Source organism: Deinococcus rhizophilus, from assembly GCF_030271215.1.
GTDB classification, from domain to species: Bacteria; Deinococcota; Deinococci; order Deinococcales; family Deinococcaceae; genus Deinococcus; species Deinococcus rhizophilus.
Genome location: NZ_JASNGB010000033.1, coordinates 1 through 21,495 on the forward strand (window position 1 = coordinate 1; position 21,495 = coordinate 21,495).

Genomic DNA, 21,495 nt, shown 5'->3' on the forward strand with positions numbered 1-21,495 from the left:
GGGTGGCTCACGCGGGCGGCGAGGTCGGCGGCGAGGCGGCGGCCCCGCGCCTGGGCGAGCGGCACGGTTTCGGTGCCTGGCGTGGGCAGCAGCGCCGCCAACCGTGCACGCGCTTCCGGGACGCTGACATGCATGGGAAAATCCAGCCGGACGGGGGCGGGGTCCTGGGAGGTCATGGCGGCAGCATAGGCGGGCGGCATGGGCCGGGGCCGGGGGCCAGGGGGTAGACTCCTGGGGCAAGTCTGCCGACTCTTTCCACATTCACCGAACGGAGAACCCCATGAACATCACCCAGGACAAGGTTGTCGAGATCGACTACGTGCTCAAGGTCGAGGGCGAGGTCGTCGATGCCAGCGAGCAGGGCGAGCCGCTGACCTACCTGCACGGCCACAACAACATCATCCCCGGTCTGGAGCGGGCGCTGGAAGGCAAGCGCTCCGGCGACAGCCTCCACGTCACCGTGCAGCCCGAGGACGGCTACGGTGCCCGCGACGAGGACAACGTCGAGGTGCTTGACCGCGAGGACTTCGACGACGACATCGAGGTCGACGCGACCTACTACGCGCAGGCCGAGGACGGCTCCGTGCTGCCCTTCACCGTCCTGTCGGTCGACGGCGACACGGTGCGGGTGGACTTCAACGCGCCCCTCGCGGGCAAGGTGCTCGACTTCGACGTGACCGTCCGCGCCGTTCGCGACGCCACCGCCGAGGAGCTGGAGCACGGCCACGCCCACACGCCGGGGATGCACGACGAGGAGTGAGCGCTTGGCGCTTGGCCGTCAGCTTCCAGCAACAAAGAACGCTCCAGCTTCAGGCCGGAGCGTTCTTTGTTGCGCTGAGCGCTGAGGGCTGACCGCTCCCCTACACCCTCGCCGCCGCCCGTCCCGCCAGCACGTCCACCAGATGCGCCCGGTACTCGGGGCTGGCGAAGCGGTCGCCCAGCAGGTTCGCGGCGTCCACCAGCCCCTCCCCGGCGGGCTGTCCCGCGTTCAGGCGCTCTTCGAGGAGGGGCAGGCGCTCGGCCCTCTCCCCCGCCCCGGTGTAGGCGGCCCGAATCTCGCCGTCCGCGTGCCTGACGACGGCGACTCCGGCGATCGCGTAGTGGCTGGCCGGATGCTTGAACTTCTCGTAGGCGCTCCCGCGCACGCTGGCCGGGATGCGGATGTGGGTCAGCAGTTCGCCGAGCCCCACCGCGCTCTCGAACATGCCCACGAACATCTCGTCGGCGGGCACGGTGCGCTCACCGCCGGGGCCACGAATGACGAACTCCACGCCGAGGGCCAGGGCCGCTGCCGGATAGTCCGCGCTGGGATCGGCGTGCGCGAGCGAGCCGCCGATGGTGCCCCGGTTGCGGACCATCGGGTCCCCGACCTCGTGGGCGACCTCGGGAAAGAGGGGCAGCTCGGAGCGCAGGACCTGCGCGTGGGTGGTCATCGCGCCCACCACGAACACGTCGCCCTCGCGCCGGATGCCCCGCAGCTCCTCTAGCCCGAATACGTCGAGCAGCGCGGGCGGTTGGGCCAGCCGCAGCCGCATGGCGGGCAGGAGCGAGTGCCCTCCCGCGATCACCTTGAGGTCCGGATTCTCGGCCATCATCGCCAGGGCTTCCTGCACGCTGCTGGCGCGGTGGTAGTCGAAATTGGCTGGGTACATGGGTTCCCTCCGGGATGGGGGTCAGTGGTGAGTGGAAAGTGGTCGATGGGAACTTGAGCGAGTGCATCCGCTTTTGCGGCACTTTCTCTGTTCAGGCTCTGTTCAGGACGGCCCACTCACGGCTCTTTTCAGTCGTCTGCCGCCTGCCCCAGTCCCGCGCCCCGCGCGTCCCGGATCGCCCGCCAGACCTTCTCGGAGGTGTAGGGCATGTCCAGATGCGGGATGCGGCACTCGTGCCACAGGGCGTCCATCACGGCGTTGGCGACGGCGGCACTGCTGGCGATGGTGCCCGACTCGCCGATTCCCTTGACCCCGAGGGGATTGTGGGGACTCGGCGTGACGGTGTGCCCCGTCTCGAAGGAGGGCAGGTCGTCGGCACGCGGCACCGCGTATTCCATGAAGGTCCCGGCCAGGAAGTTGCCCTCGTCGTCGTAGGCGGCGTCCTCCCAGAGCGCCTGCCCCGCTCCCTGCGCGATGCCGCCGTGAACCTGCCCTTCCACGATCAGCGGGTTGATCAGGGGGCCGCAGTCGTCCACGCAGCCGTAGTTGCGAAGTTTGACGTGCCCGGTGTCGGTGTCGATCTCGACCACCGCGATATGGGTGCCGAAGGGGTACACGAAGTTCTTGGGGTCGTAAAAGGCGGTCGCCTCCAGCCCCGGCTCCAGCCCCTCGGGCAGGTTGTGCGCGAGGTGCGCCATCAGCGCCACGTCGAAAAAGGTCTTCTGCTGGCCCGGAGCGCCCTTGACCCGGAACACCCCCTCCGCGTGCTCCACGTCCTCCTCGGAGGCTTCGAGGAGGTGCGCGGCGATCTTTTTCGCCTTGGCGGTGATCTTTTGCAGGGCGACCTTCAGCGCACTGCCGCCCACCGCCGCACTGCGCGAGCCGTAGGTGCCCCAGCCGTAGGGCATCCGGCCCGTGTCGCCGTGGATCAGGTCGATGTCCTCGATGGGAATCTGGAGTTCGTCGGCGGCAATCTGCGGGAAAGCCGTCTCGTGGCCCTGGCCGTGGCTGTGCGACCCGGTGTACAGCTCGACCTTGCCGGTCGGGTGAACGCGCACCAGCGAGCTTTCCCACTGCCCCGCCTGTGCCCCGAGTTGCCCGACCAGCGCGGACGGCGCCAGCCCGCAGGCCTCCACGTAGGAGATCACCCCGATGCCCAGGATCTTGCCCGTGCCCTTCATCCGCTCCTGCTCGGCGCGGAGGTCGGGGTACTTCATCATGTCGAGCGCCATATCCAGCGCGGGCTCATAGTTCCCCGAGTCGTAGACCAGCGCGACGGGCGTCTGGTAGGGAAACTCGTCAGGCTGGATGAAGTTGATGCGCCGGAACTCGGCCGGGTCCATTCCCAGCTCGTGCGCCATCACGTCCACGACGCGCTCGACAAGGTAGGTGGCCTCGGGTCGGCCCGCGCCCCGGTAGGCGTCCACCGGGACGGTGTTGGTGACCACGCCCGTCACCTTCGCGTGAACGGCGGGGAACTTGTACACGCCGTTCAGCAGCGTGCCGTACAGGTAGGTCGGCACGGCGGGCGCGAAGAGGGTGAGGTACGCGCCGAGGTTGGCGACCGTGTTCACGCGCAGCCCCAGCATCCGGCCCTCGGCGTCCACGGCAAGTTCAGCTTCCGACTCGTGGTCGCGGCCCTGCATGTCGGACACGAAGCTCTCGGAGCGGCGGGCGGCCCACTTGACCGGCTTGCCCAGCAGCCGGGCGGCCAGCAGCACGATCACTTCCTCCTGATACTGGAAGATCTTGGAACCGAAGCCCCCGCCCACGTCCGGGCTGATGACCCGCAGCTTGTGCTCGGGAATGTTCAGCACGAAGGCCGCCAGGATCAGTCGGTGGATATGCGGATTCTGCGAGGTGGTGTACAGCAGGTATTCCCCGCTGGCGGGCGAGAACTGCGCCAGGGAAGCCCGTGGCTCGATGGCGTTGGGCACCAGGCGGTGGTTGCGCAGGTTGACCTTCACCGTCTTGTGCGCCCGGCCAAACGCCTCGTTCAGCGCCGCCTCGTCCCCGATCTCCCAGCGAAAGGCCACGTTGCCCGGCACGTCGTCGTGGACCTGGGGGGCACCGTCCTCCAGCGCCGCGCTGCCCAGCGCCACCGAGGGCAGGGCCTCGTAGTCCACCGCGAGCATCGCCGCCGCGTCCTCGGCCTGCGCCCGTGTGTCGGCCACCACGACCGCCACGATGTCGCCCACGTGGTTGACCTCGCCCTGCGCCACCGCGTGGTGCGGGGGCACCTTCAGCTCGGGCAGCAGCCAGCCCACCGGGATAGGCCCCGTGCCCGCCGCCGCCACGTCCTCGCCGGTCAGGACGGCGTGCACGCCGGGCATGTCCTCCACGCTGCTCTTGTCGATCCCGGTGATCCGGGCGTGCGCGTAGGGACTGCGGACCATCGCCGCGTGCAGCATCCCGTGCAACACGAAGTCGTCGGTGTACTGCCCGGCCCCGGTGATAAAGCGTGGGTCTTCCTTGCGCTTGAGGGCCTGGCCCATGTACTTGTCGGTTCGGTCGGTCATGTTTCCCTCCGGGAAGGCGTGTGGCCTGCGGCGAGTGGCCCGTGGAGAGGAGGCCCGGTGTTCTCCACACGCCATAAGCCACGGGCCACAGGCTCTCAGTCAGGCTTTCAGTCGTCTGCCGCCTGCCCCGCTTGCCGCTCCCGCATCGCCGCCGCCGCGTGCTGCACGGCGAAGACGATGTTGTGGTAGCCGGTGCAGCGGCAGTAGTTGCCCTCGAGGTGGTGGCGGATCGTCTCCTCGCTGGGGTCGGGGTCGTGCCGCAGGAGTTCGGCGGCGCTCATGATCATGCCGGGGGTGCAAAAGCCGCACTGGAGGCCGTGCTTCTCCCAGAAGCCGGTTTGGAGGGGGTGCAGTTCGGCGGCGGTGCCGATTCCCTCGATGGTGGTGACCTCCATTCCGCCCGCCTGCACCGCGAGGACCGTGCAGCTTTTGACGGCCTCGCCGTTCAGGTGGACGGTGCAGGCCCCGCACTGGCTGGTGTCGCAGCCGACGTGGGTGCCGGTCAGGCCCAGGTCCTCGCGCAGAAAATGCACCAGCAGCGTGCGGGGTTCCACGTCGCGGGTGTGGGCCTTGCCGTTGACCGTCACGGTGACGTTCATGGCCGCCTCCTGGCGCGGGGAGCAAGAGGGAAAGACGGGGAGCGTTCCAGCATGGTCGACCTCCGGGTGGGGGGTGAGCGGGCGGGACAGGCAGGGACCGGGTTGTGTGTACCTGCCTATTCAAGCATGAACGCCGCCCGCCTGCGCCCGGATGCGTCCGGGGTGCCCCTGCCCCGCTCTAGACCTGGTGTTCCCGGTGACAGACCCTGTTGGTGTAGGGTGTACGCTGTTATCACGACCGGGGCAGACCCCCCGGCGGCTTTTTGTGGGTGTACCCTGCCCCGGAGCCAACTCGTGAATTTCTTCACTGGAGAGTGTGCATGAAGACCCTGATCCTCGGTGCTGGCTACGCGGGCCTCGCGGTGGCCACCAAGCTCAAGCCCATGCCGGGCCACGAAGCCCTGCTGGTTGAACAGAACCCCTTCCATACCTTTGAAACCCGGCTGCACGAGGCCGCGGCCCACAACACCCGCGTGACCCTGCCTATCGAGCCGCTGCTGCGCGGCACGGGCGTGACCTTCGAGCAGGCCTCGGTCGAGGATGTGGACATCGACGCCCGCGAGGTCACCCTCAAAGACGGGCGCGTGCTGACCTACGACACGCTGGTCGTGGGCCTGGGGTCGGTCACGAACTTCTACCGCATTCCGGGACTGGCCGAGCACGCCTCCGAGCTCAAGCAGCTCAGCGACGCCGACGAGATCTACGGTTTTGTCAATCAGGTCTACTCGGGCGAGTACCAGGGCAACCGCGACATCGTGGTGGGCGGCGCGGGCCTGACGGGCGTCGAACTGGTCACCGAGCTCGCGCAGCGGGCCGAGGTGCTGTCCAAGGCGCGGGGATTGCCCCCCTTCCGCATCTACCTCGTGGAGGCGGGTCCCAAGATCCTGCCGATCCTCGACGAGCCCCTGCGCCAGAAGGCCGAGCGCGTGCTGCGCGAGTACGGCATCGAGATTCTGGTCGGACACCGCATCATGGGCGCGACCGAGAGCAGCGTCACCGTGCAGACGCAAGGCGGTGAGCAGAAGGTGATCGAGGCGGGCAAGATCATCTGGACGGGCGGCATCCAGGCCCGCGACATCGTGAAGGGCGAGCGGCTGGAAAAGGGTCCCGGCGGGCGCATCGCCGTGGACGAGTTCCTGCGGGCCAAGAACTACCCCGACGTGTTCGTGGTCGGCGACATGGGACTCGCGCTGAACCAGGAAGGCAAGCCGGTGCCCACCACCGCGCAGCACGCCGGGCAGCAGGGCCGCCTGACGGGCAAGAACATCCTGCACCTGGTGCGCGGCGACGCGCTGGAGCCCTACGAGCCGACTACCCTGGGCGAGTTCGTGTCCCTCGGCGGCCTGATGGCGGTGGGCTGGATGAAGCTGCCCTGGAACCAGAAGCTCGCCATCACGGGCGGCATCGCCCACGTGATGAAAAAGGCCAGCGAGTGGCGCTGGCGGGCCAGCATCGACTGATCGGCGTGGGGTCGAGAGGTCGAGAAGTCGGGGGGGCTGCCTGCGGGTGGCCCCCTCCCCTTTGGGGGTGGCAGCGGGCGGGAAAGGCCCCTCTGTCAGACCTCTGCACGAAGACCCCCTCTACACTGCCCCGCATGGTGCGCGGTGATCTGGCGGTCTTTGGGTTCCTGCCCGTGATGCAGATGCTGCTGTCGAGCGGTCGCCGGGGGCGGCTGAGCGTGGCGCACGCACGGGGCGGCGAGGTGTGGGTCGAGCCGGGCGAACTGGTGCACGCCCGCTCCGGGGGGCTGACCGGGGAGGGTGCCCTGCAGGTCCTGAGCACCCTGGACGCGGGGCACTTTACCTTTGCACCCGACGTGCCCGCCGCCGAGCACACGCTCTCGCTGCGGCGCGAGGCCGCCCTGCGCCGCTTGATCGAGGAATCGGACGCCTGGGGGCCGCTGCTGCACGTCTTTTCCGACTGGAGCCGACCGCTGCGCTTCACCGACCGCTGGACCGATGCCCAGCCTGTCACCCGCTCGCAGTACGCGGCCCTGAGCCTCGTGCCCGAGGGCCTGCCGCTGCGAACCATGCTCGACCGCTGCGGCCTGCCTCCCCGGAACGCCCTGGAGACCATTCACCCGTTCGTGACGGCGGGGCTGGTCGAGGTGGCAGGTTAGACCCGGACCTCGCCCAGCGCGGAGAGCGGCACCGTTCCCCGGTACAGCACGTGGGGCACGTCCGACCAGAGGATCAGCGGGGCCTGCGTCGGGAGGGTCCGCAGCCGTGCCAGGGTTGCGGCAGGCGGCTTGCTGACCCGCGCCAGCGTGGGGGCGTCGTAGGGGCCGTAGTCCTCCGGGACGGGCGGGATGTAGCGTCCATCCGGCCAGGGGCGCACCCGCTTCACGCACGCCCACGCCGGGTTCAGCGCATCCGCCCGCAGGGTCCAGAAGCGGAGCGGAGGCACCTCACGGCCCGACGCCCGGACAGCCTCCAGCAGCGGGCCAGGATGAACGGGCGAGAAGAACAGCACGTCGCCCCAGCCGCAGCCCAGAGGGAGCACCCGTTCGGCGGCCAGTTCCTCGCGGCCCGCGTATTTGGCGGCCTCGCGGGTATACACGTCGGGGTAGGTGTCGCGCAGGGCGCTCAGCGGCAGCAACCTGTCGCCGCGCACGTCTCGCACCGCCCGGTGGTAGAGCGTGAATTCGCTTAAAGCTGGCATCGCCCCAGGGTGACCGCCCCGCGTCTCCCCCACCATTCGCCAGGAGGCGGATTGAAACCCGCCCGCCCGCGCCCGAGACTCCCCGAGCAGTGACCGGGAGGAGTACCCGGCAGGAGCGCACCCACAGAGAGCCGGGGCCATGGCTGAAAGCCCCAGCGGGAGGGCGCACCGGGGAAAGTCGCCCGCGAGCGTGGGGGAAGAAAGGCACCTGAACGGGAGCCGAGTAGAGCCTTCCGGGACGCGCCCGAGACAGCGCGGCACGAGTGCCCCACACGGGTGGGGAAACGCGGTGGTACCACGGGACATACAGCCTCACGTCTCGTCCGCATCCGGCACACGCCGGTCGGACGGGGCGTTCTTCGTTTTCTCTCTTCGCAAGACTGTCCGCAGGAGCCCGTATGGTCACCTTTCAGAACCTCGAAGAAGCCCGCGCTCACGCCAGCGCCCACCACCTGCGGGAAAGGGCGGTCTGCCAGATCACCAGGCCAACCCGGGGAGGCACCGGGCTGCTGGTCTTCGACCACGTTCCCGACAACGGGTCCGGCGTGCAGATCGTGGCGGGGGGAGTGGACCCCGGCGAGACGCCCGCCGAGGCCGCGCTGCGGGAGGTGCAGGAAGAAACCGGGCGCACGGGCTTTCGCCTGGAGGGATACCTGGGCAGCGCCGGGTGGATCAACGAGACCTATGCCAAGCGCGAGCTGCGCCACTTCTACCACCTGACCGCCCCGGCGGGACTCCCGGACACCTGGGACCACGCCGCCAACGGCCACCTGTTCCGCTTCCGCTGGGAGGCGCTCTCCACCGCCCGACTTGACTGGGAGATGGACGTCTTCCTCCACGCCCCCACCCCCGAGGAGACCCCCGCATGACCGACCTCCCCACCCCCGAGACGAACGACACCGCCCTCGCCAAGGCTTTTGACCCCGCCGCCATCGAACCCGCCTGGGCGGCCCGCTGGCGGGGCGAGCCCTTCCGCGCCGACGCGAGCAGCGCCCGCCCGCCCTTCACCATCGTGATCCCGCCGCCCAACGTGACCGGCAACCTGCACCTGGGGCACGCGCTGGACAACACGCTGATCGACACCCTGATCCGCTACAAGCGCATGGCGGGGTTCGAGGCCCTGTACCTCCCCGGCACCGACCACGCGGGGATCTCCACGCAGGTGGTAGTGGAGCGGCAACTCAAGGAACTCGGGCAGACCCGCTTCGACCTGGGCCGCGAGGCCTTTCTGGAACGGGTCTGGGACTGGAAGGCGCAGTCGGGCGGCATGATCCTGGAGCAGCTCACCCGCCTGGGCGTGAGTGCCGACTGGACGCGCGAGCGCTTCACGATGGACGAGGGGCTGAGCAAGGCCGTGCGGGCGCAGTTCGTGCGCCTCTACCACCAGGGCCTCGCCTACCGGGGCGAGCGCATCGTGAACTGGGACCCGGCCTCGCAGACTACCCTCTCCGAGCTGGAGATCGACCGCGAGGTGAGGAAGGGCAAGATGTCCACCCTCTCCTACAAGCTGGAGGACCCGAATGCCCCCGCCAGCAACGGCGAGCCCGGTGAGATCCGCATCGCCACCGTGCGCCCGGAGACGATCTTCGCGGACCAGGCGATCGCGGTGCATCCGGAAGACGAGCGCTTCGCCCACCTGATCGGCCAGCGGGCGCGGATTCCGCTCACCGACCGCTTTATCCCGATCATCGCGGACGGGGCGGTGGAGCGCGAGTTCGGGGTGGGGGCGCTCAAGATCACGCCCGCGCACGACCCCACCGACTTCGAGATCGGGGAGCGGCATGGCCTCGCGCGGCCCAGCGTGATCGACCTGCACGGAAATCTGACGTCGGACCTCGTGCCGGAACCGTTCCGGGGGATGGAACGCTTCGCTGCCCGCAAGGCGGTGGTCGCCGCGCTGACCGAATCCGGCGACCTGATCGAGGAAAAGGACCACGACACCGCCATCGGCCTGTCCGAGCGGACGAAGGTGCCCGTCGAACCCATCGTGAGTACCCAGTGGTTCGTGAACATGAAGCCGATGGCCCAGCGCGTGCTGGAGGGGCTGGACGCGGGCGAGATCCGGCTGACGCCCGAGCGCTACGGCAAGGTCAACCGCGACTGGCTGGAGAACATCCGCGACTGGAACATTTCCCGCCAGCTGTGGTGGGGCCACCAGATTCCCGCGTGGTACGACGAGGAGGGCAACGTCTACGTGCCCGACCCGGAGAACCCCGAGCTGGACTGCGATCAGGACCCGCGCTACGCGCACCTGAACCTGCGCCGCGATCCCGACGTGTTCGACACGTGGTTCTCGTCGAACCTCTGGCCCTTCTCCACGCTGGGCTGGCCTGACACCGACTGCGAGGACTACCGCAAGTTCTACCCGACGCAGGTGCTCGTGACCGGCTACGACATCCTGTTTTTCTGGGTGGCGCGCATGCAGATGGCCGGGTACGCGATGACCCATCAGGCGCCCTTCGAGACGGTGATGCTGCACGGCCTCTATCTGGACAGCAAGGGGCAGAAGATGTCCAAGAGCAAGGGGAACGGGATCGACCCGCTGGAACTGTTCGGGGAGTACGGGGTGGACGCCTGCCGCTTTGCCTTTACCAGCCTCAGCACCGGCGGGCAGGACATCCGGCACGACCCCCGGCGCTTCGAGCAGGGGCGCAACTTTGCCAACAAGCTGTGGAACGCGGCCCGCTTTGCCCGGCTGCGGCTCGCGGAGGCGGCCCCGGCGCTCACCGGCGAGGATGAGCTGACCCGCTACGTGCGCAGTGCGGTGGAGCAGCCCGACGCCCACGGCAGCGACCCCATGCGCAGCCGGGACGTGCTGGCGGTCCTGCGCCACCGGCTCGACCTCACGCTGGCCGACCGCTGGATCATCAGCCGCCTGAATGCGGTGACGGCGGAGGCGACCGCGAGGCTCGACGAGTACGACATCGGCGCGGCGATTCGCACCCTCTATGCCTTTACCTGGGACGAGTTCTGCGACTGGTACATCGAGGCGGCCAAGCCCGCGCTGGCGGCGGGGCAACTGGGGACGCTCGCCACGCTCAAGGCCGTGCTGGAACACATCCTGAAGCTGCTACATCCCTTCATCCCCTTCATCACCTCCGAGCTGTACGCGCACCTGGGGCACCGCCGCCAGATCGCGCTGCACTCGTGGCCGCAGCCCGACACCGCCCTGCACGACGCGGAGGCCACCCGCGCCTTCGACGCGCTGAGGGCCGCCGTGAGCGCCGCCCGTTCCCTCAAGAACGAGCTGGGCCTCTCACCGCAAGACCGCCTGGGCGTGGCGGTGGAGGGCGACCTCGCCGCAACGGTGGCCGAGAACGCCCGTGTGGTGGAGGGCATCGCCCGCGTGACGCTGGTGCCGGGGCTCTCGGGCCGCACGCTGAGTGCCGTGGAGCAGGGCGTGACCGTCTGCGCCCCGCTGGAGGGCACGGTGGACATTGCCGACTGGCTGGGCAAGCAGCAGAAGCGGCTGGCCGAGCTGGACAAGCAGATTGGGCAGGCCCAGGGCAAGCTGAACAACGCCGGATTCGTGGCCCGCGCTCCGCAGGAGGTCGTGGAGGAGGAGCGGCGCCGGGTGCAGGACTTTGGGGCGCAGAAGGAACGGCTGGAGGCGGTACTGGCGCAGTTCGCGTAAGCCGGAGTCTGGGGGGAGTCCCGCTGCCTGGGGGGGTGGTGGGACCCTTCATTCGGGAGTGGCAGAGAAACGACAGGCGCTCTGCCGCACAGGGCGCATCCTGACCCCATGACCCCGCCCACCCTGCAAGACCTCGCCCGCTGGCTCCGGGCCGAACTGGGCGAGCCGGAGCCGCTGCGCCGGGACGGTCCCGCCGGGGTGCGGCGGCTGGCCCTCGCGCTGGAACCCGCCGACTTGCCGCCGACGGTGGAGGCCGACGCCCTCTTCCTGCACCGCTCGCGCCGGGTGGGGGACGGCTGGCCGGGGCTGGGCGTGCTGACCGCCCACGACGGCTTCGACACCCACCTGACGACCGGGCCGAACCGCAGGCTGGCGCGGGCGCTGGGCTGGAGCGACGTGGAGGAGGTCATGTGGGAAGGCCGCGTCGTGGGGCTGAGCGCGACTCCGCCCCAACGCGGGTGGGCCAGCTTCCGCGCCGCGCTGCACGCCGAACTGGGCGGCGAGGACGACGCCTGGCCGCCCCAGCCGCCCGCCGGGTCACTGCGGCTGGCCCTGATGAACGCGATGAATCCGGCGCTCGTCGGGCACGTCGCCGGACTGGGAGTCCGGGTCTACCTCACCGGGCAGCTTCGGCCCTCGGCGGTGGGGGCGGCGCGGGAGCGGGGACTGGGCGTGGTCGCGCTGGGGCACCGCCGCACCGAGGTGTGGGGGCTGCGGCGGCTGGCGCGGGAGCTGGAGGGGGCCTTTCCGGGCCTGGAGACGCGGGTGTACGGAAGTGCCTGAGGCTCAGCGCTTCTCTTCGCGGGTGTCGATCCCGAGGGGGAGGTAGGCCGGGCAGGTCCCCACGGCAGAGGTGCCCAGCATCACGGCGGCCAGGGTGCCGCTCGCCAGGGCCAGCGGGCCACGGGTGGTGGCTGCCAGCCCGATCAGGCCCACGCCCGCCACGGTGCGGAGGGTGCGGTCGGTGGTGCCCATATTCTTCTGCATGGGCCCAGTGTAGGCCCGTCAGGGCCGGCGCTTCTGGGCCTCGCCTTACATCCGGCTGAACTCGGCCGCCTGCACGAGCGCCGCCGCCGCCGCGTCCACCTCGGCCCCGGTGGTGGCCGCGCCGAAGCTGAAGCGCAGCGAGGCGCGGGCGTCGGCCTCGCTGAGTCCCAGGGCGGTCAGGACGTGGCTGGGCTGCATCGTCCCCGCGCTGCACGCGCTGCCTGCGCTCGCGCACACGCCCAGCAGGTCGAGGTTCATCAGCAGCGCCTCGCCGTCCGCGCCGGGGAGGGTCAGGGAGACGACCTTGGGACTGGCGTCCGGTGGATGGTTCACTCGCAGGCGGGGGATGGCCGAGACGCCCGCCAGAAACCGGTCGCGCATCCGGGCGAGGTGGGCGAACGTCTCCTCCCGCGCCGCCTCCGCGCCTGCCAGGGCCACGCCCGCCGCGTACACGCCCGCCGTGTTGCCGGTGCCGGGGCGCAGGCCGCCCTCCTGCCCGCCGCCCAGGGTCACCGGGGGCAGCTCGGTCCCGCGCCGCAGGTACAGGAAGCCCACCCCGCGCGGCCCGCCCCACTTGTGGGCGCTGAAGGTGGCGTAACTGACGCCCCAGCCGGTCAGGTCCAGGGGCAGCACGCCGGGGGCCTGCACCGCGTCGGTGTGGTAGGGCACGCCCCGCTCCCCCGCGACCGCCGCCAGCGCCGCCGTGTCCTGCACGGTCCCGGTCTCGTTGTTCGCGTGGTGGATGGAGACGAGGGCGGTGTCCTCCCGCAGCACCTCTGCCAGTTCTGCCGGGGCGTAGTGCCCGCCTGCATCCGGCGTCAGGAAGGTGACCGCCCAGCCCTGCGCGGCCAGGGCGCGGGCCGGGGCCAGCACCGCCGAGTGCTCGGTGGGCGTGGTGACGAGGTGGCCGGGGTGCCCGTGCCGCTGCTGCCACGCCTGGGCCACGCCCAGCAGCACGTGGTTGTCCCCCTCGGTGCCGCCGCCGTTGGCGATGATGGTGCGGGGGTCCACCCCCAGCGCGGCGGCGACGCGGGCGCGGCCTTCTTCGAGCCGCTCGCGGGCGGCCTGCCCCGCCGCGTGGACGGAGGACGGATTGCCCGGCAGCGCGGCGGCCTCCAGATAGGCGGCGAGCGCCTCCGGGGTCATGGGGTGGGTGGCGGCGTGGTCGAGGTAGATCATGGAACCTGTTGGGCGCCCGACTTACGGGGTGATCGTCGCGTATTCCTCGCCGTCGCGCCGGATCACGATGACCGCGTCGCCCCGCACGGTGAGCGGATCGGCGGGGTCGCTCTCGGCCACCGCCCCGGCGAGGTCCGCGCCGCTGTAGGGGCCGTCGACCTGCCGCTCGCCGTCGGCGTCACGGACCGAGATGGTGTAGGTCCCGGCGGGCAGGTCGGCGGAGAACTCGTAGCGGAAGTTGACCGTGCGGGTGGCGTCGGGTACAGGCTCCGGCTCGGCGGCCTCGGGCTCGGCGGGGGCCGTCTCCTGGGGCACGCTCTCGGGGGGCGTGACCGGGGCAGGCGGCGCGGCGGGGGCCTCGGGGGTGGCCGGGGCAGGCGCGGGGGCGCTCGGCGGTTGGGCGGGCGCCGTCTCCCCGGCAGGCGGCGGCTGGAGCTGAGGCTGCTGGGGCTCCTCGGGCTCGGGCTCAGGCTCGGGAATCACCGGGGGCGGCGGCAGGGGCAGGCTGCCCGCAGGCTCGGCGGGGGGACTGTAGCGGGCGGTGGCGACCGTCAGGGTGACCGGGCCGTTCACCGCCACCCGCACGTAGGGGGCGGGCGTCTGGGCGAGAATGGTGTTCTCGGCGGCGTCGCTGGGCTGCTGAACCACATCGACGACCACCAGCCCGGCCAGCCGCACATGCTCGCGGGCGTCCTCGTACTCCAGGCCGGTCAGGTTGGGCAGGTAGGTCTCCTTGCCGCGCACTCCGGTGGACACGATCAGCGAGACGGGCTGCCCGCGCTCGATGGTGGCGCCCGCCTCCGGGATCTGCGCGATCACGCGGCCTTCCTGGGTCTTGGTGAGGGTGCCGTCCGCGCGAATGACCCGGCCCGGCACCAGCGCCCCGTCACGCAGGGCGGCGCGGGCCTGGGTCAGACTGAGGTCCTCCAGCCGGGGCACCGGCACCGAGGGCGGGTTGTTCACGGTCAGGGTGACCAGCCGCCCCACCGGAAGGTTGGTTCCGGCTGCCGGGTCCTGCCGGATCACGGCGCCCACGTCCACCCCCGAGGCGTCGCCCAGGGTGTACTCCACCCGGAACCCTGCGTCGGTGAGGGTGCGGGCGGCCTGCTGCCCCGGCTGCCCGGTCACGGCGGCGACCTCGCTCACGGGCGGGTTGAGATACACCTGCGCGGCCTGGGCCCCCAGGTAGACGGCCCCGCCCAGAAACAGCAGTCCCGGCACGAAGGTGAGCCAGGCGCCGGGCTGCCGCTTGCGCTTGATCCGGCCCCCGCCCAGCGCCGCGAGCGCCGCCGCGTTCAGGCGCTGGACCTCCTCGGGGAGGCGGCCTTCCGGGGCCGGGCGCAGGTAGGCCACCCGCACCTCCCGGCCGTCCACGAGCACGTCGGCGTCGGGCAGGGCTTGGCCGTGGGCGGCCAGCGCGGCGGCGAGGGCCTGCACGCCCTGCACGACCTCCTCGTCCTTGCGGGGCTGCGCGGCGACCTCCTCCAGCGGGGTGCCGGAGACGGGCTGCCACACCGCGTAGTAGGCCCCGGGGCGGGCCACCACGTCGGTCAGTCCGGCCGGATTCACCGCCCGCAGCGCGGCGCGGTAGGCGTGAAAGCCCTGCCGGGCGGCGGGCGAGGTCACGTCGAACCACGCGAGGCGCCGGGTGACGCCCTCGCCCGCGCGAACCTCGCTGAGGGTGACGTGCCCCTCGCGCGAGAGTTCCCGCACGACCTCGTATTTGCCGTCGATAGCCCCGCCCTGAACCGTCATGCGCCGCCAGCATAGCGCGTCGGGGCGCGGGGCTCGTGACAGGGGGCCCGGGCCGCCAGCACCTCTCTATCCGCCCGTCCCGCCCGTCTACCCGCCCGCTCCCCGCACCAGCCAGTACGCTGCGAAGCCCCCCAGGATGCCCGCCGCGAGGCTGCGCGTGCGCCACAGCAGCAGCGCCCCCACCAGCGCGGCGGGCAGGCGCCAGGGCCATTCCGGGCTGCCCAGCACGTCAGGCACGATCAGCGCGGCGAACACGCTGACAGGCACGAAGCGCAGGAAGGCCAACCAGAAGGGCGGCAACCGCAGGCCCCCCAGCGACAGGCCCAGCAGCCGCGCCGGGTAGGTGACCAGCCACATCAGCAAGGTGACGAGGAGGGGACTCACGGCGGCCCCCGGCGGGTGCTCCCGGACGCATCCGGTTCCCGGTCGTGGTCGCTGCCCACTCCGTCCGGTCTCGTCTCCAGCTCAGCGCGATGTCGTGTCACCAGCCACGCCCCCAGCAGCGCCCCGCCCACCCCCGAGGCGAGCACCACCAGCCCGCCCGGCAGCACCCGCGCCAGCCCCCAGGCCCCCAGCCCCGAGGCCAGGGCGACGAGGACGGCCCGGCGGTCCCCCAGCAGCGGCACCAGCAATCCCAGAAAGGCCAGCGGGAAGACCACGCCCACCCCCAGCGCCTGCGGGCCAGGCAGCACCTCGCCCGCGAGCGCCCCGGCCAGCGTGGCGAGGTTCCACACCAGATACAGGCTGAGTTCGGCGCCCAGCAGGAAGGCGAAGCTCAGGCCGCCGGGCTCGCGCGGGCCGTGCACGACCGCCACCCCGTACGCCTCGTCGGTGAGAAACTGCGCGGCCAGGAGGCGCTGCCCTCCCGTCAGCGGCACCTGCCGGGCGAGGCTCAGGCCGTACAGGACGTGCCGGGCATTGAGCAGGAAGGTCGTCGCCACGATCCCCAGCGCCGGGGCCCCGCCCGCGAACAGCCCCGCCGCCGCGAACTGCGAGGCCCCGGCAAAGACGGTCAGGCTCATGAACTGGGTCTCGAGCACGCTCAGCCCCGCCGCCCGCGCCGTGACCGCGTAGGCCACCGCGAAGGGAATCAGGCCCAGCCACAGCGGCGTCAGGGCACGGAACCCGCGCCAGAAGGGGGGCCAGAAGGCGGAGGGGATGGGGGCGGTCACCATGTCCCCGAGGCTAGCGGGCCGGGCCCTCCGCCGGGCGGGGCCTGTCTGCCGGGGGCGGTACGCTGGCCCCATGCTCTCACCTCCCCTGCCCTGGCCCGCGCCCGAGGACTTCGTGCACGGCGAGCCGCTGCCCCCGCCGGACGCCTGGGAGCGCCCCGGACTGGTGATGGTCTTCAACCTGGAGTGCGCCGGGTGCGTGTCGCGCGGGATTCCCTTCCTGAAGCGGCTGCACGCGGCCTACGCGGGGCGGGTCCACCTGATGGCCCTGCACACCAGCCGGGGCCACCGCCTGCTGCCCCGGGAGGACGTGGAGCCCACGCTGGTGAAATTCGCCCGCGACTTCGCCCGCCTCCCCTTCCCCGTCGCGCTCGACGTGTCTGGCGACCTCGCCCGCGCCTGGGAGACCGAGGGCACCCCGCACTGGCTGGCCTTCGCGCCCGGCGGTGAGCTGCTGCGGAGCGTGTACGGCAGTCAGGAGAACGCGCGGACCCGCCTCGCGTACCTGCTGGAGGAGCAGGCGGGAGGCGGGCCGGGCGAGGGAAGCGGGAGTTAGCGGCCCTCGGACGTGCGCGGGGTGGGCAGGGTGACGACGGTCGGCAGGTTCTGGAGGGGAACCCCGGTGACCCGCACGAGCAGCGCGGACGCCGAGCCGTCCGGGGACGGGGCCGAGAGCTGCCCGGAACTGAAGACGAACCGCAGCCGCTGCTGGGAACTGCGCAGGGTCGCGGTGCCGTCCGCGCCGACCTCGGCGGCGGAGGTGACGAAATCGTTGCCGAACGTGCGGCGGGTCACCAGCAGCACGACCTCGCCGGGCGGCAGGCCCGTCCCGACGCGGTGCGTGAAGCCCCCCTCCGCCAGCGTGGTCACGCTGAGGCTGGCCGGGTCGTCCCAGAGGGGCACCACCCGCTCCACCAGGGCCTGCGACAGCTCGCCGTAGAAGTCCTCGCCCACCGACGCGGTCTGGCCGTCCCCGAAGCGCAGGGGCACGCCTGCCAGGGTCACGACCGGCGCGGCGAACCCACTCAGGGTCAGGGGCGCCCCGCTTGCCGCCGCGACCAGCCCCGCCGCCGACACGTAGCCCTGGCCGTCCGAGCCCGTGAAGCCGCTCACCACGACCCGGCCCGCCTCCGGCAACCGGAAGACGAGGTTGGCCCCCGGCTGCACCGCTGCCTCGATACCGTGGGTCCGCAGGGCGTCGCGCAGGGTGCTCAGGCGCAGGTACACGCCCCGGTACACGCGCGGGTCGTTGTAGGTAAAGCAGGTCACCCCTCCCTGCTGGCTCACGACGGTCACGTTCTGGGGAACGGTCCCGCGCACGCAGGTGGGCTTGGCAGGCCGCTGCGTCAGCACGGGCAGGGTGGTGACGCCGCCCTCCGCGCCTCCCGCCAGCGCGTACAGCGCGGCGCTGAGGGCAAGGGCGGCGGCGGAAGCGGTCAGGATCAGTTTGGGCATCAGGTACACCTGGGTCATTCCGGCGCTCACGCGGGTCGGCGGACCAAGTTCGCGCAGCGCCTGAGAGAGGGCCGCTTCGGGGGACAGACCGCTCAGGCAAAGTCCGTCCGCCCGCGTCAGCACGTGGTCTTCGAGTTCGTCCCACAGCTCCTGCTGCCGCTCCGGGGGCAGGCCCCAGGTCGCGCGGCGCAGGTAGGCGGCGAGGGGCGCGGGCGTCGCGGGAACCGCGCGGGTCACGTCCCGCCCCCGGCCAGCCGGGTCACGGCCCCGGTGAAGGTGCGGAATTCCTCGCGCTTTTCGCGCAGCGCCGCGCGGCCCTGGTCGGTCAGGGCGTAGTACTTGCGCGGCTTGCCGTTGCGCCCGAGTTCCCCGAGTTGCGCGGCGAGCAGACCGTCCGCCTCCAGCCGGTGCAGCGCCGGGTAAAGGCTGCCTTCCTTGAAGTCGAAGTAGCCGCCCGTGCGCTCCCGCGCTTCCTGAATGATGGCGAAGCCGTAGAGGGGCCGCGCCTCCAGAATCGAGAGCAGGATCAGGTCGAGGTTGCCGCGCAGCAGGTCAGGATTCATAGGACCTCCGGGATGGACCGTCGGCCACGCGGCGTCCCACGCGGTTGCTGGCCCCACAAAGCTTTGTCTGTCTACATAGTTCGCCTGGGTAACTGGATTGTCAAGCCTAGCCTGCCTGGGGAGGTGGGTGGGCCATTCAGGGGAGGCGGGACTTTCCCAGGTGCGCGACACTTGCCCCATGCGACCCTGGATGCTGGAGGCCCCTCGGGTGGCCCTCTCCCACGCCGACCTCGCCGCGTTCGGGCGGGCGCTGGAAGCCCGCGACCCCGGCCTCCTGCCGCCGGGCGTGCCGCGCTGGTGCTTTCTGGACTGGCTGACCACGCAGGGCCTGCTCCTACACGGCTCGCCCCTGGCCGATATCCCCGAGTTCGAGGTCCGGCAGGCGGTGGACCTCAGCCCGGACGACTTCAGCAACCGGGCGGGCGTGTACGCGACCTCGGACGGCCTGTGGGCGCTGATGTACGCCCTGCGGGACCGCTCGCGGGCAGCGCGGATGGTGAACACGGCGCTGCAACTCCGGGAGGGCGGCCGCTGGTCTCCCATGCGTTATTACCTGTCGCTCGCCCCGCGTGGTCCTGCCGTGACGGACGGGCGCTCGCTCCTCTCGCCCGGTGTCGTGTATGTCCTGCCCCGGGACCGCTTCGGGGCCATGCCGCCCTACGACTGGCCGGGCCTGGGAACCGTGCGCGAGCCGCAGTGGGTGAGCCCCGTTCCCGTGCGGCCCCTGTTCCGGGTGCCCGTCACCCCGGACGACTTCCCGCTGCCGGTCCGCACGCACGACGCGGCGCGGGTGGACGCCCTCTGCGCGGCCGACCCCTGGGGCTTTCCGTGGCTGGAATGAGGGGAGCAGCGCTCACTCCACCCCATCGTTCTCGCTGACCTGGGGACGGTTCTCGTCGCCGTCCTCCGGCGCGGCGGGAGCAGGCAGGGTGCCGCCCGCCGAGGAGTCCCCGAAGGTCCCGGCCTGCTCGGCCTCGGCCTCGGCGGTGCCCCGGTCGCGGTAGTCGTAGGTCTCGCCGTCCTTGCCCTCGATCACCACCCGGTAGGCGCTCAGGCGGGTGGGGTCGAGGCGGATCACGCTGCTCTGGACCAGTTCGGCCTGCTCGGCGGAGAGGGCGTACTCGTTCAGCAGGGGGCTCTNCGCTCAGGCGGGTGGGGTCGAGGCGGATCACGCTGCTCTGGACCAGTTCGGCCTGCTCGGCGGAGAGGGCGTACTCGTTCAGCAGGGGGCTCTCGCAGCTCTGGCCGTCCAGGGCGCGGGGCAGGGTGCCCTCATCCGGGCCGGGCCTGACCCGGAAACGCTCGATGGCCTCCACGCACTTCTGGCGGTAGTACTGCGCGTTGTCACCGGCCAGCCGCGTCGCCCGCTCCTCGTCGTGCTTGCGTGCCGCTTCCTCGCACCCGGTCAGGACCAGAACCCCGGCCAGCACCCACCCGTACCTTGTCCGCATGGGGTCACTGTACGGTGCCCGGCTCCCGGGAGCGGGCCCACCTGTGGCCGGGGCCACGCCCGCCCGTCCGCTACCCTGCCCCCTATGTCCGAACGTGCGCTGCCGACCCTCCTGTCCCTGACCGCCGCCGACGCGCTGGGGGCCGCCACCGAGTTTGGGACCCCGCAGGCGATCCAGGCCCGCTACGGCGAGTCCTTCACGGTCTACCAGCCCGGCAGCGTGTTCGGCTTCGCGCCCGGCGAGGCCACCGACGACAGCCAGATGGTGGCCGCCACCCTGCTGGGCTACGCGCGGGGCGGCGGGCTCCCGGAGGTCCTCGCGGCCCTGCGGGAGTGGCTGGGCGCGGCTCCGCCCGATGTGGGCGGCCTGACGCGGGCGGCGCTGCGTTCTGATGGGCTGGAAGGCGGGGCGCGGGCCTGGACGGAGAGCGGGCACCAGAGCGCCGGAAACGGTGGCCTGATGCGAATAGCGGCCGTGTGGCTGGCGGGCTTCCAGGGCGAGGCCCTGGCCCGCGAGTCGGCGGCGGTGACGGCCCTGACGCACACCGACCCCCGCTGCGTCCACGCCTCGGTCTTCTTCACGGCGTGGCTGGAGGGCCTGGACTCGGGAGGAGGGTACCGGGACGCGGCAGAGGCGGCGCTGGAGCGGATGGACCGCCTGGATGCCCGCGCCACCCTGCTGGACGCCGGACTGCTCGGACTCGGCACCCGGCCCGCGCACGACGCCTTCCGAACGGGCGACCGCGCCGCCCGCTCGCAGGTTCGCGCCCGCGTGCGCTCGGGGCTCTCCGGGCACGTCACCTCCCAGAGCGGCTACGTGCTGGACACGCTGGAGGCCGCCGTCGCCCACGCCCAGGCCGACCCGTGGCTGGCCTGCGTGGAACCCGCCGTCCTGCGCGGAGACGACAGCGACACGGTGGCCTGCGTGGTGGGCGCGGTCGCCGGAGCGCGGGGGCTGGAGGTCCCGCCTCACCTCCTCCCCCCGCTGCGTCTGGGCCACTCCTGGCCGGGCTGGGAGCGGGGCTGGAGCTGCGCGGAACACTTCCCGGCGCTGCTGGAGGCGGCCCGTGCCCAGCTCCGGTCATGAACAGCGCTGAGTTTCTGGCGACCATCCGCCTGAACCCGGCGAACGCGGCGATTCTGGACCGCCTGCCAGAGCTGGGGGCGCCCCAGGCCCACCTCGTCGCGGGGGCGCTCTTCCAGACCGTCTGGAACGTGCGCGGCGGGCAGGCGCCAGCGGCAGGCATCCGCGACTACGACCTCTTTTACTGGGACCCCGACACGGGCTACGAGGCCGAGGACGCCTTCATTCGCCGCGCCGCTGCCCTCTTCGCGGACCTCGGCGTGCGGCCAGAGGTCCGCAACCAGGCCCGCGTCCACCTGTGGTTCCCGGAAAAGCACGGCCTGACCCGCCCGCCCATCCGCAGCGCCCGCGAGGGCATCGACCAGTTTCTGGTGGAGTGCACCTGCGTCGGCGTGAACGCCCACGGTGCGCTGTATGCCCCCTCCGGCCTGGCCGACCTCGCCGCCGGAGTGCTGCGGCCCAACCCCCGCAGCCACACCCCGGCCCTGTACGCGGCGAAGGTGGCCGACTACCGGGCGCGGTGGCCCTGGCTGCGGGAGGGGTGAGGGGGCGTCGCAGGGAAGTGGAGGCACCCCTGGTTCCTCAAGCCAGACGAACCCGTCCCGCCGCTGACGCGATCTGCCCCGCCGTCCACAGCATTTCCCGGACATGCTCCAGCAGCAGCTCGGCCACGCTGCGCCCCCCCACACGCACCGCGAGGTGCTCGGGCGTCAGCCGGGCCGCCGCCTCAGCTTCCCAGGCCGCGAGCCGGGTCAGGCCCGCGTCGTCGGGCGGGGGGGGCGTGC

At 71.7% G+C, this 21,495-nt stretch carries 22 protein-coding genes and 1 pseudogene; 10 read left to right on the forward strand and 13 right to left on the reverse strand.

Features of this window, described 5'->3' with window-relative positions; translation table 11 throughout:
- Positions 1-280: 280 nt before the first annotated feature.
- Positions 281-760, forward strand: coding sequence for an FKBP-type peptidyl-prolyl cis-trans isomerase (locus QOL99_RS05625; protein WP_285522153.1), 480 nt, complete (start codon positions 281-283; stop codon positions 758-760).
- Between the two features lie 100 nt (positions 761-860).
- Here QOL99_RS05625 and QOL99_RS05630 read toward each other — a convergent pair whose 3' ends face one another.
- The 3 genes from QOL99_RS05630 to QOL99_RS05640 form a co-directional block, all read right to left on the reverse strand.
- The gene (locus tag QOL99_RS05630; RefSeq protein ID WP_285522154.1) at positions 861-1,652 is read right to left on the reverse strand and encodes an FAD binding domain-containing protein; all 792 of its coding nucleotides are present in this window, start codon (positions 1,650-1,652) and stop codon (positions 861-863) included.
- Positions 1,653-1,780: 128 nt separating this feature from the next.
- Positions 1,781-4,171, reverse strand: coding sequence for a xanthine dehydrogenase family protein molybdopterin-binding subunit (locus tag QOL99_RS05635; RefSeq protein WP_285522155.1), 2,391 nt, complete (start codon positions 4,169-4,171; stop codon positions 1,781-1,783).
- A 107-nt stretch (positions 4,172-4,278) separates the two neighbouring features.
- On the reverse strand, positions 4,279-4,770 hold the full coding sequence (locus tag QOL99_RS05640) for a (2Fe-2S)-binding protein (RefSeq protein WP_285522157.1): 492 nt from the start codon (positions 4,768-4,770) through the stop codon (positions 4,279-4,281).
- 320 nt (positions 4,771-5,090) lie between these two features.
- Between QOL99_RS05640 and QOL99_RS05645 the strand changes: the two genes are divergently transcribed.
- Together QOL99_RS05645 and QOL99_RS05650 are read left to right on the forward strand one after the other, a co-directional pair.
- Positions 5,091-6,230, forward strand: coding sequence for an NAD(P)/FAD-dependent oxidoreductase (locus QOL99_RS05645; protein WP_285522158.1), 1,140 nt, complete (start codon positions 5,091-5,093; stop codon positions 6,228-6,230).
- 134 nt (positions 6,231-6,364) lie between these two features.
- Positions 6,365-6,889: a DUF4388 domain-containing protein gene (locus QOL99_RS05650; RefSeq protein WP_285522159.1), complete on the forward strand. Its 525-nt coding sequence runs from the start codon at positions 6,365-6,367 to the stop codon at positions 6,887-6,889.
- Here the strand turns inward: QOL99_RS05650 and QOL99_RS05655 are convergent.
- The gene (locus QOL99_RS05655; protein WP_285522160.1) at positions 6,886-7,431 is read right to left on the reverse strand and encodes a hypothetical protein; all 546 of its coding nucleotides are present in this window, start codon (positions 7,429-7,431) and stop codon (positions 6,886-6,888) included. The genes QOL99_RS05650 and QOL99_RS05655 overlap by 4 nt on opposite strands.
- Positions 7,432-7,829: 398 nt before the next feature.
- Between QOL99_RS05655 and QOL99_RS05660 the strand changes: the two genes are divergently transcribed.
- The 3 genes from QOL99_RS05660 (at position 7,830) to QOL99_RS05670 (ending at position 11,848) form a co-directional block, all read left to right on the forward strand.
- Positions 7,830-8,300, forward strand: coding sequence for an NUDIX hydrolase (locus QOL99_RS05660; RefSeq protein WP_285522162.1), 471 nt, complete (start codon positions 7,830-7,832; stop codon positions 8,298-8,300).
- Positions 8,297-11,065 carry a valine--tRNA ligase gene (locus QOL99_RS05665; protein ID WP_285522164.1) on the forward strand — a complete coding sequence of 923 codons (2,769 nt, stop codon included), beginning with the start codon at positions 8,297-8,299 and terminating at the stop codon, positions 11,063-11,065. The genes QOL99_RS05660 and QOL99_RS05665 overlap by 4 nt, the downstream gene beginning before the upstream one ends.
- A 108-nt stretch (positions 11,066-11,173) precedes the next feature.
- Entirely contained in the window at positions 11,174-11,848 is a 675-nt protein-coding gene (locus QOL99_RS05670; protein WP_285522165.1) for a Nif3-like dinuclear metal center hexameric protein, read from the forward strand.
- A gap of 3 nt (positions 11,849-11,851) precedes the next feature.
- On the opposite strand, the gene QOL99_RS05675 is transcribed toward QOL99_RS05670, so the two are convergent.
- The 5 genes from QOL99_RS05675 to QOL99_RS05695 all read right to left on the reverse strand — a co-directional run bounded on the left by QOL99_RS05675 (position 11,852) and on the right by QOL99_RS05695 (position 16,161).
- Positions 11,852-12,052 carry a YgaP family membrane protein gene (locus QOL99_RS05675; protein ID WP_285522166.1) on the reverse strand — a complete coding sequence of 67 codons (201 nt, stop codon included), beginning with the start codon at positions 12,050-12,052 and terminating at the stop codon, positions 11,852-11,854.
- 45 nt (positions 12,053-12,097) lie between these two features.
- On the reverse strand, positions 12,098-13,231 hold the full coding sequence (locus QOL99_RS05680) for a cysteine desulfurase family protein (protein WP_285522167.1): 1,134 nt from the start codon (positions 13,229-13,231) through the stop codon (positions 12,098-12,100).
- 21 nt (positions 13,232-13,252) lie between these two features.
- Positions 13,253-14,986 carry a PASTA domain-containing protein gene (locus tag QOL99_RS05685; protein ID WP_285522169.1) on the reverse strand — a complete coding sequence of 578 codons (1,734 nt, stop codon included), beginning with the start codon at positions 14,984-14,986 and terminating at the stop codon, positions 13,253-13,255.
- An 87-nt stretch (positions 14,987-15,073) separates the two neighbouring features.
- Positions 15,074-15,370 carry an AzlD domain-containing protein gene (locus QOL99_RS05690; protein ID WP_285522171.1) on the reverse strand — a complete coding sequence of 99 codons (297 nt, stop codon included), beginning with the start codon at positions 15,368-15,370 and terminating at the stop codon, positions 15,074-15,076.
- Positions 15,367-16,161, reverse strand: a complete 795-nt coding sequence (locus QOL99_RS05695) for an AzlC family ABC transporter permease (RefSeq protein ID WP_285522172.1) — start codon at positions 16,159-16,161, stop codon at positions 15,367-15,369. The genes QOL99_RS05690 and QOL99_RS05695 overlap by 4 nt, the downstream gene beginning before the upstream one ends.
- Positions 16,162-16,231: 70 nt before the next feature.
- Between QOL99_RS05695 and QOL99_RS05700 the strand changes: the two genes are divergently transcribed.
- A complete protein-coding gene (locus tag QOL99_RS05700) occupies positions 16,232-16,714 on the forward strand; it encodes a TlpA family protein disulfide reductase (RefSeq protein ID WP_285522174.1) in 483 nt (160 codons plus the stop codon).
- On the opposite strand, the gene QOL99_RS05705 is transcribed toward QOL99_RS05700, so the two are convergent.
- A complete protein-coding gene (locus tag QOL99_RS05705; RefSeq protein WP_285522176.1) occupies positions 16,711-17,850 on the reverse strand; it encodes a permease prefix domain 1-containing protein in 1,140 nt (379 codons plus the stop codon). The two genes, QOL99_RS05700 and QOL99_RS05705, sit on opposite strands and share 4 nt — an antisense overlap.
- On the reverse strand, positions 17,847-18,176 hold the full coding sequence (locus QOL99_RS05710; RefSeq protein WP_285522178.1) for a PadR family transcriptional regulator: 330 nt from the start codon (positions 18,174-18,176) through the stop codon (positions 17,847-17,849). The genes QOL99_RS05705 and QOL99_RS05710 overlap by 4 nt, the downstream gene beginning before the upstream one ends.
- A gap of 178 nt (positions 18,177-18,354) precedes the next feature.
- On the opposite strand from QOL99_RS05710, the gene QOL99_RS05715 reads away from it, so the two are divergent.
- Positions 18,355-19,017, forward strand: coding sequence for a hypothetical protein (locus QOL99_RS05715; protein WP_285522179.1), 663 nt, complete (start codon positions 18,355-18,357; stop codon positions 19,015-19,017).
- 12 nt (positions 19,018-19,029) lie between these two features.
- On the opposite strand, the gene QOL99_RS05720 is transcribed toward QOL99_RS05715, so the two are convergent.
- Positions 19,030-19,254: a hypothetical protein gene (locus QOL99_RS05720; RefSeq protein WP_285522180.1), complete on the reverse strand. Its 225-nt coding sequence runs from the start codon at positions 19,252-19,254 to the stop codon at positions 19,030-19,032.
- A gap of 457 nt (positions 19,255-19,711) precedes the next feature.
- Between QOL99_RS05720 and QOL99_RS05725 the strand changes: the two genes are divergently transcribed.
- Together QOL99_RS05725 and QOL99_RS05730 are read left to right on the forward strand one after the other, a co-directional pair.
- Complete coding sequence (locus QOL99_RS05725; RefSeq protein WP_285522181.1) at positions 19,712-20,713, forward strand: ADP-ribosylglycohydrolase family protein; 1,002 nt, start codon at positions 19,712-19,714, stop codon at positions 20,711-20,713.
- Positions 20,710-21,255, forward strand: coding sequence for a nucleotidyltransferase family protein (locus tag QOL99_RS05730; protein ID WP_285522183.1), 546 nt, complete (start codon positions 20,710-20,712; stop codon positions 21,253-21,255). Before QOL99_RS05725 ends, QOL99_RS05730 begins: the two co-directional genes overlap by 4 nt.
- Before the next feature lie 37 nt (positions 21,256-21,292).
- Here QOL99_RS05730 and QOL99_RS05735 read toward each other — a convergent pair.
- Positions 21,293-21,495 (reverse strand): annotated as a pseudogene (locus QOL99_RS05735) (hypothetical protein); the annotation flags it as partial.

Coding starts and splice junctions, on each gene's coding strand:
- QOL99_RS05625 (WP_285522153.1), top strand. CDS start 281: ATGAACATCACCCAGGACAAGGTTGTCGAGATCGACTACGTGCTCAAG.
- QOL99_RS05630 (WP_285522154.1), bottom strand. CDS start 1,652: ATGTACCCAGCCAATTTCGACTACCACCGCGCCAGCAGCGTGCAGGAA.
- QOL99_RS05635 (WP_285522155.1), bottom strand. CDS start 4,171: ATGACCGACCGAACCGACAAGTACATGGGCCAGGCCCTCAAGCGCAAG.
- QOL99_RS05640 (WP_285522157.1), bottom strand. CDS start 4,770: ATGAACGTCACCGTGACGGTCAACGGCAAGGCCCACACCCGCGACGTG.
- QOL99_RS05645 (WP_285522158.1), top strand. CDS start 5,091: ATGAAGACCCTGATCCTCGGTGCTGGCTACGCGGGCCTCGCGGTGGCC.
- QOL99_RS05650 (WP_285522159.1), top strand. CDS start 6,365: ATGGTGCGCGGTGATCTGGCGGTCTTTGGGTTCCTGCCCGTGATGCAG.
- QOL99_RS05655 (WP_285522160.1), bottom strand. CDS start 7,431: ATGCCAGCTTTAAGCGAATTCACGCTCTACCACCGGGCGGTGCGAGAC.
- QOL99_RS05660 (WP_285522162.1), top strand. CDS start 7,830: ATGGTCACCTTTCAGAACCTCGAAGAAGCCCGCGCTCACGCCAGCGCC.
- QOL99_RS05665 (WP_285522164.1), top strand. CDS start 8,297: ATGACCGACCTCCCCACCCCCGAGACGAACGACACCGCCCTCGCCAAG.
- QOL99_RS05670 (WP_285522165.1), top strand. CDS start 11,174: ATGACCCCGCCCACCCTGCAAGACCTCGCCCGCTGGCTCCGGGCCGAA.
- QOL99_RS05675 (WP_285522166.1), bottom strand. CDS start 12,052: ATGCAGAAGAATATGGGCACCACCGACCGCACCCTCCGCACCGTGGCG.
- QOL99_RS05680 (WP_285522167.1), bottom strand. CDS start 13,231: ATGATCTACCTCGACCACGCCGCCACCCACCCCATGACCCCGGAGGCG.
- QOL99_RS05685 (WP_285522169.1), bottom strand. CDS start 14,986: ATGACGGTTCAGGGCGGGGCTATCGACGGCAAATACGAGGTCGTGCGG.
- QOL99_RS05695 (WP_285522172.1), bottom strand. CDS start 16,161: ATGGTGACCGCCCCCATCCCCTCCGCCTTCTGGCCCCCCTTCTGGCGC.
- QOL99_RS05700 (WP_285522174.1), top strand. CDS start 16,232: ATGCTCTCACCTCCCCTGCCCTGGCCCGCGCCCGAGGACTTCGTGCAC.
- QOL99_RS05710 (WP_285522178.1), bottom strand. CDS start 18,176: ATGAATCCTGACCTGCTGCGCGGCAACCTCGACCTGATCCTGCTCTCG.
- QOL99_RS05715 (WP_285522179.1), top strand. CDS start 18,355: ATGCGACCCTGGATGCTGGAGGCCCCTCGGGTGGCCCTCTCCCACGCC.
- QOL99_RS05725 (WP_285522181.1), top strand. CDS start 19,712: ATGTCCGAACGTGCGCTGCCGACCCTCCTGTCCCTGACCGCCGCCGAC.
- QOL99_RS05730 (WP_285522183.1), top strand. CDS start 20,710: ATGAACAGCGCTGAGTTTCTGGCGACCATCCGCCTGAACCCGGCGAAC.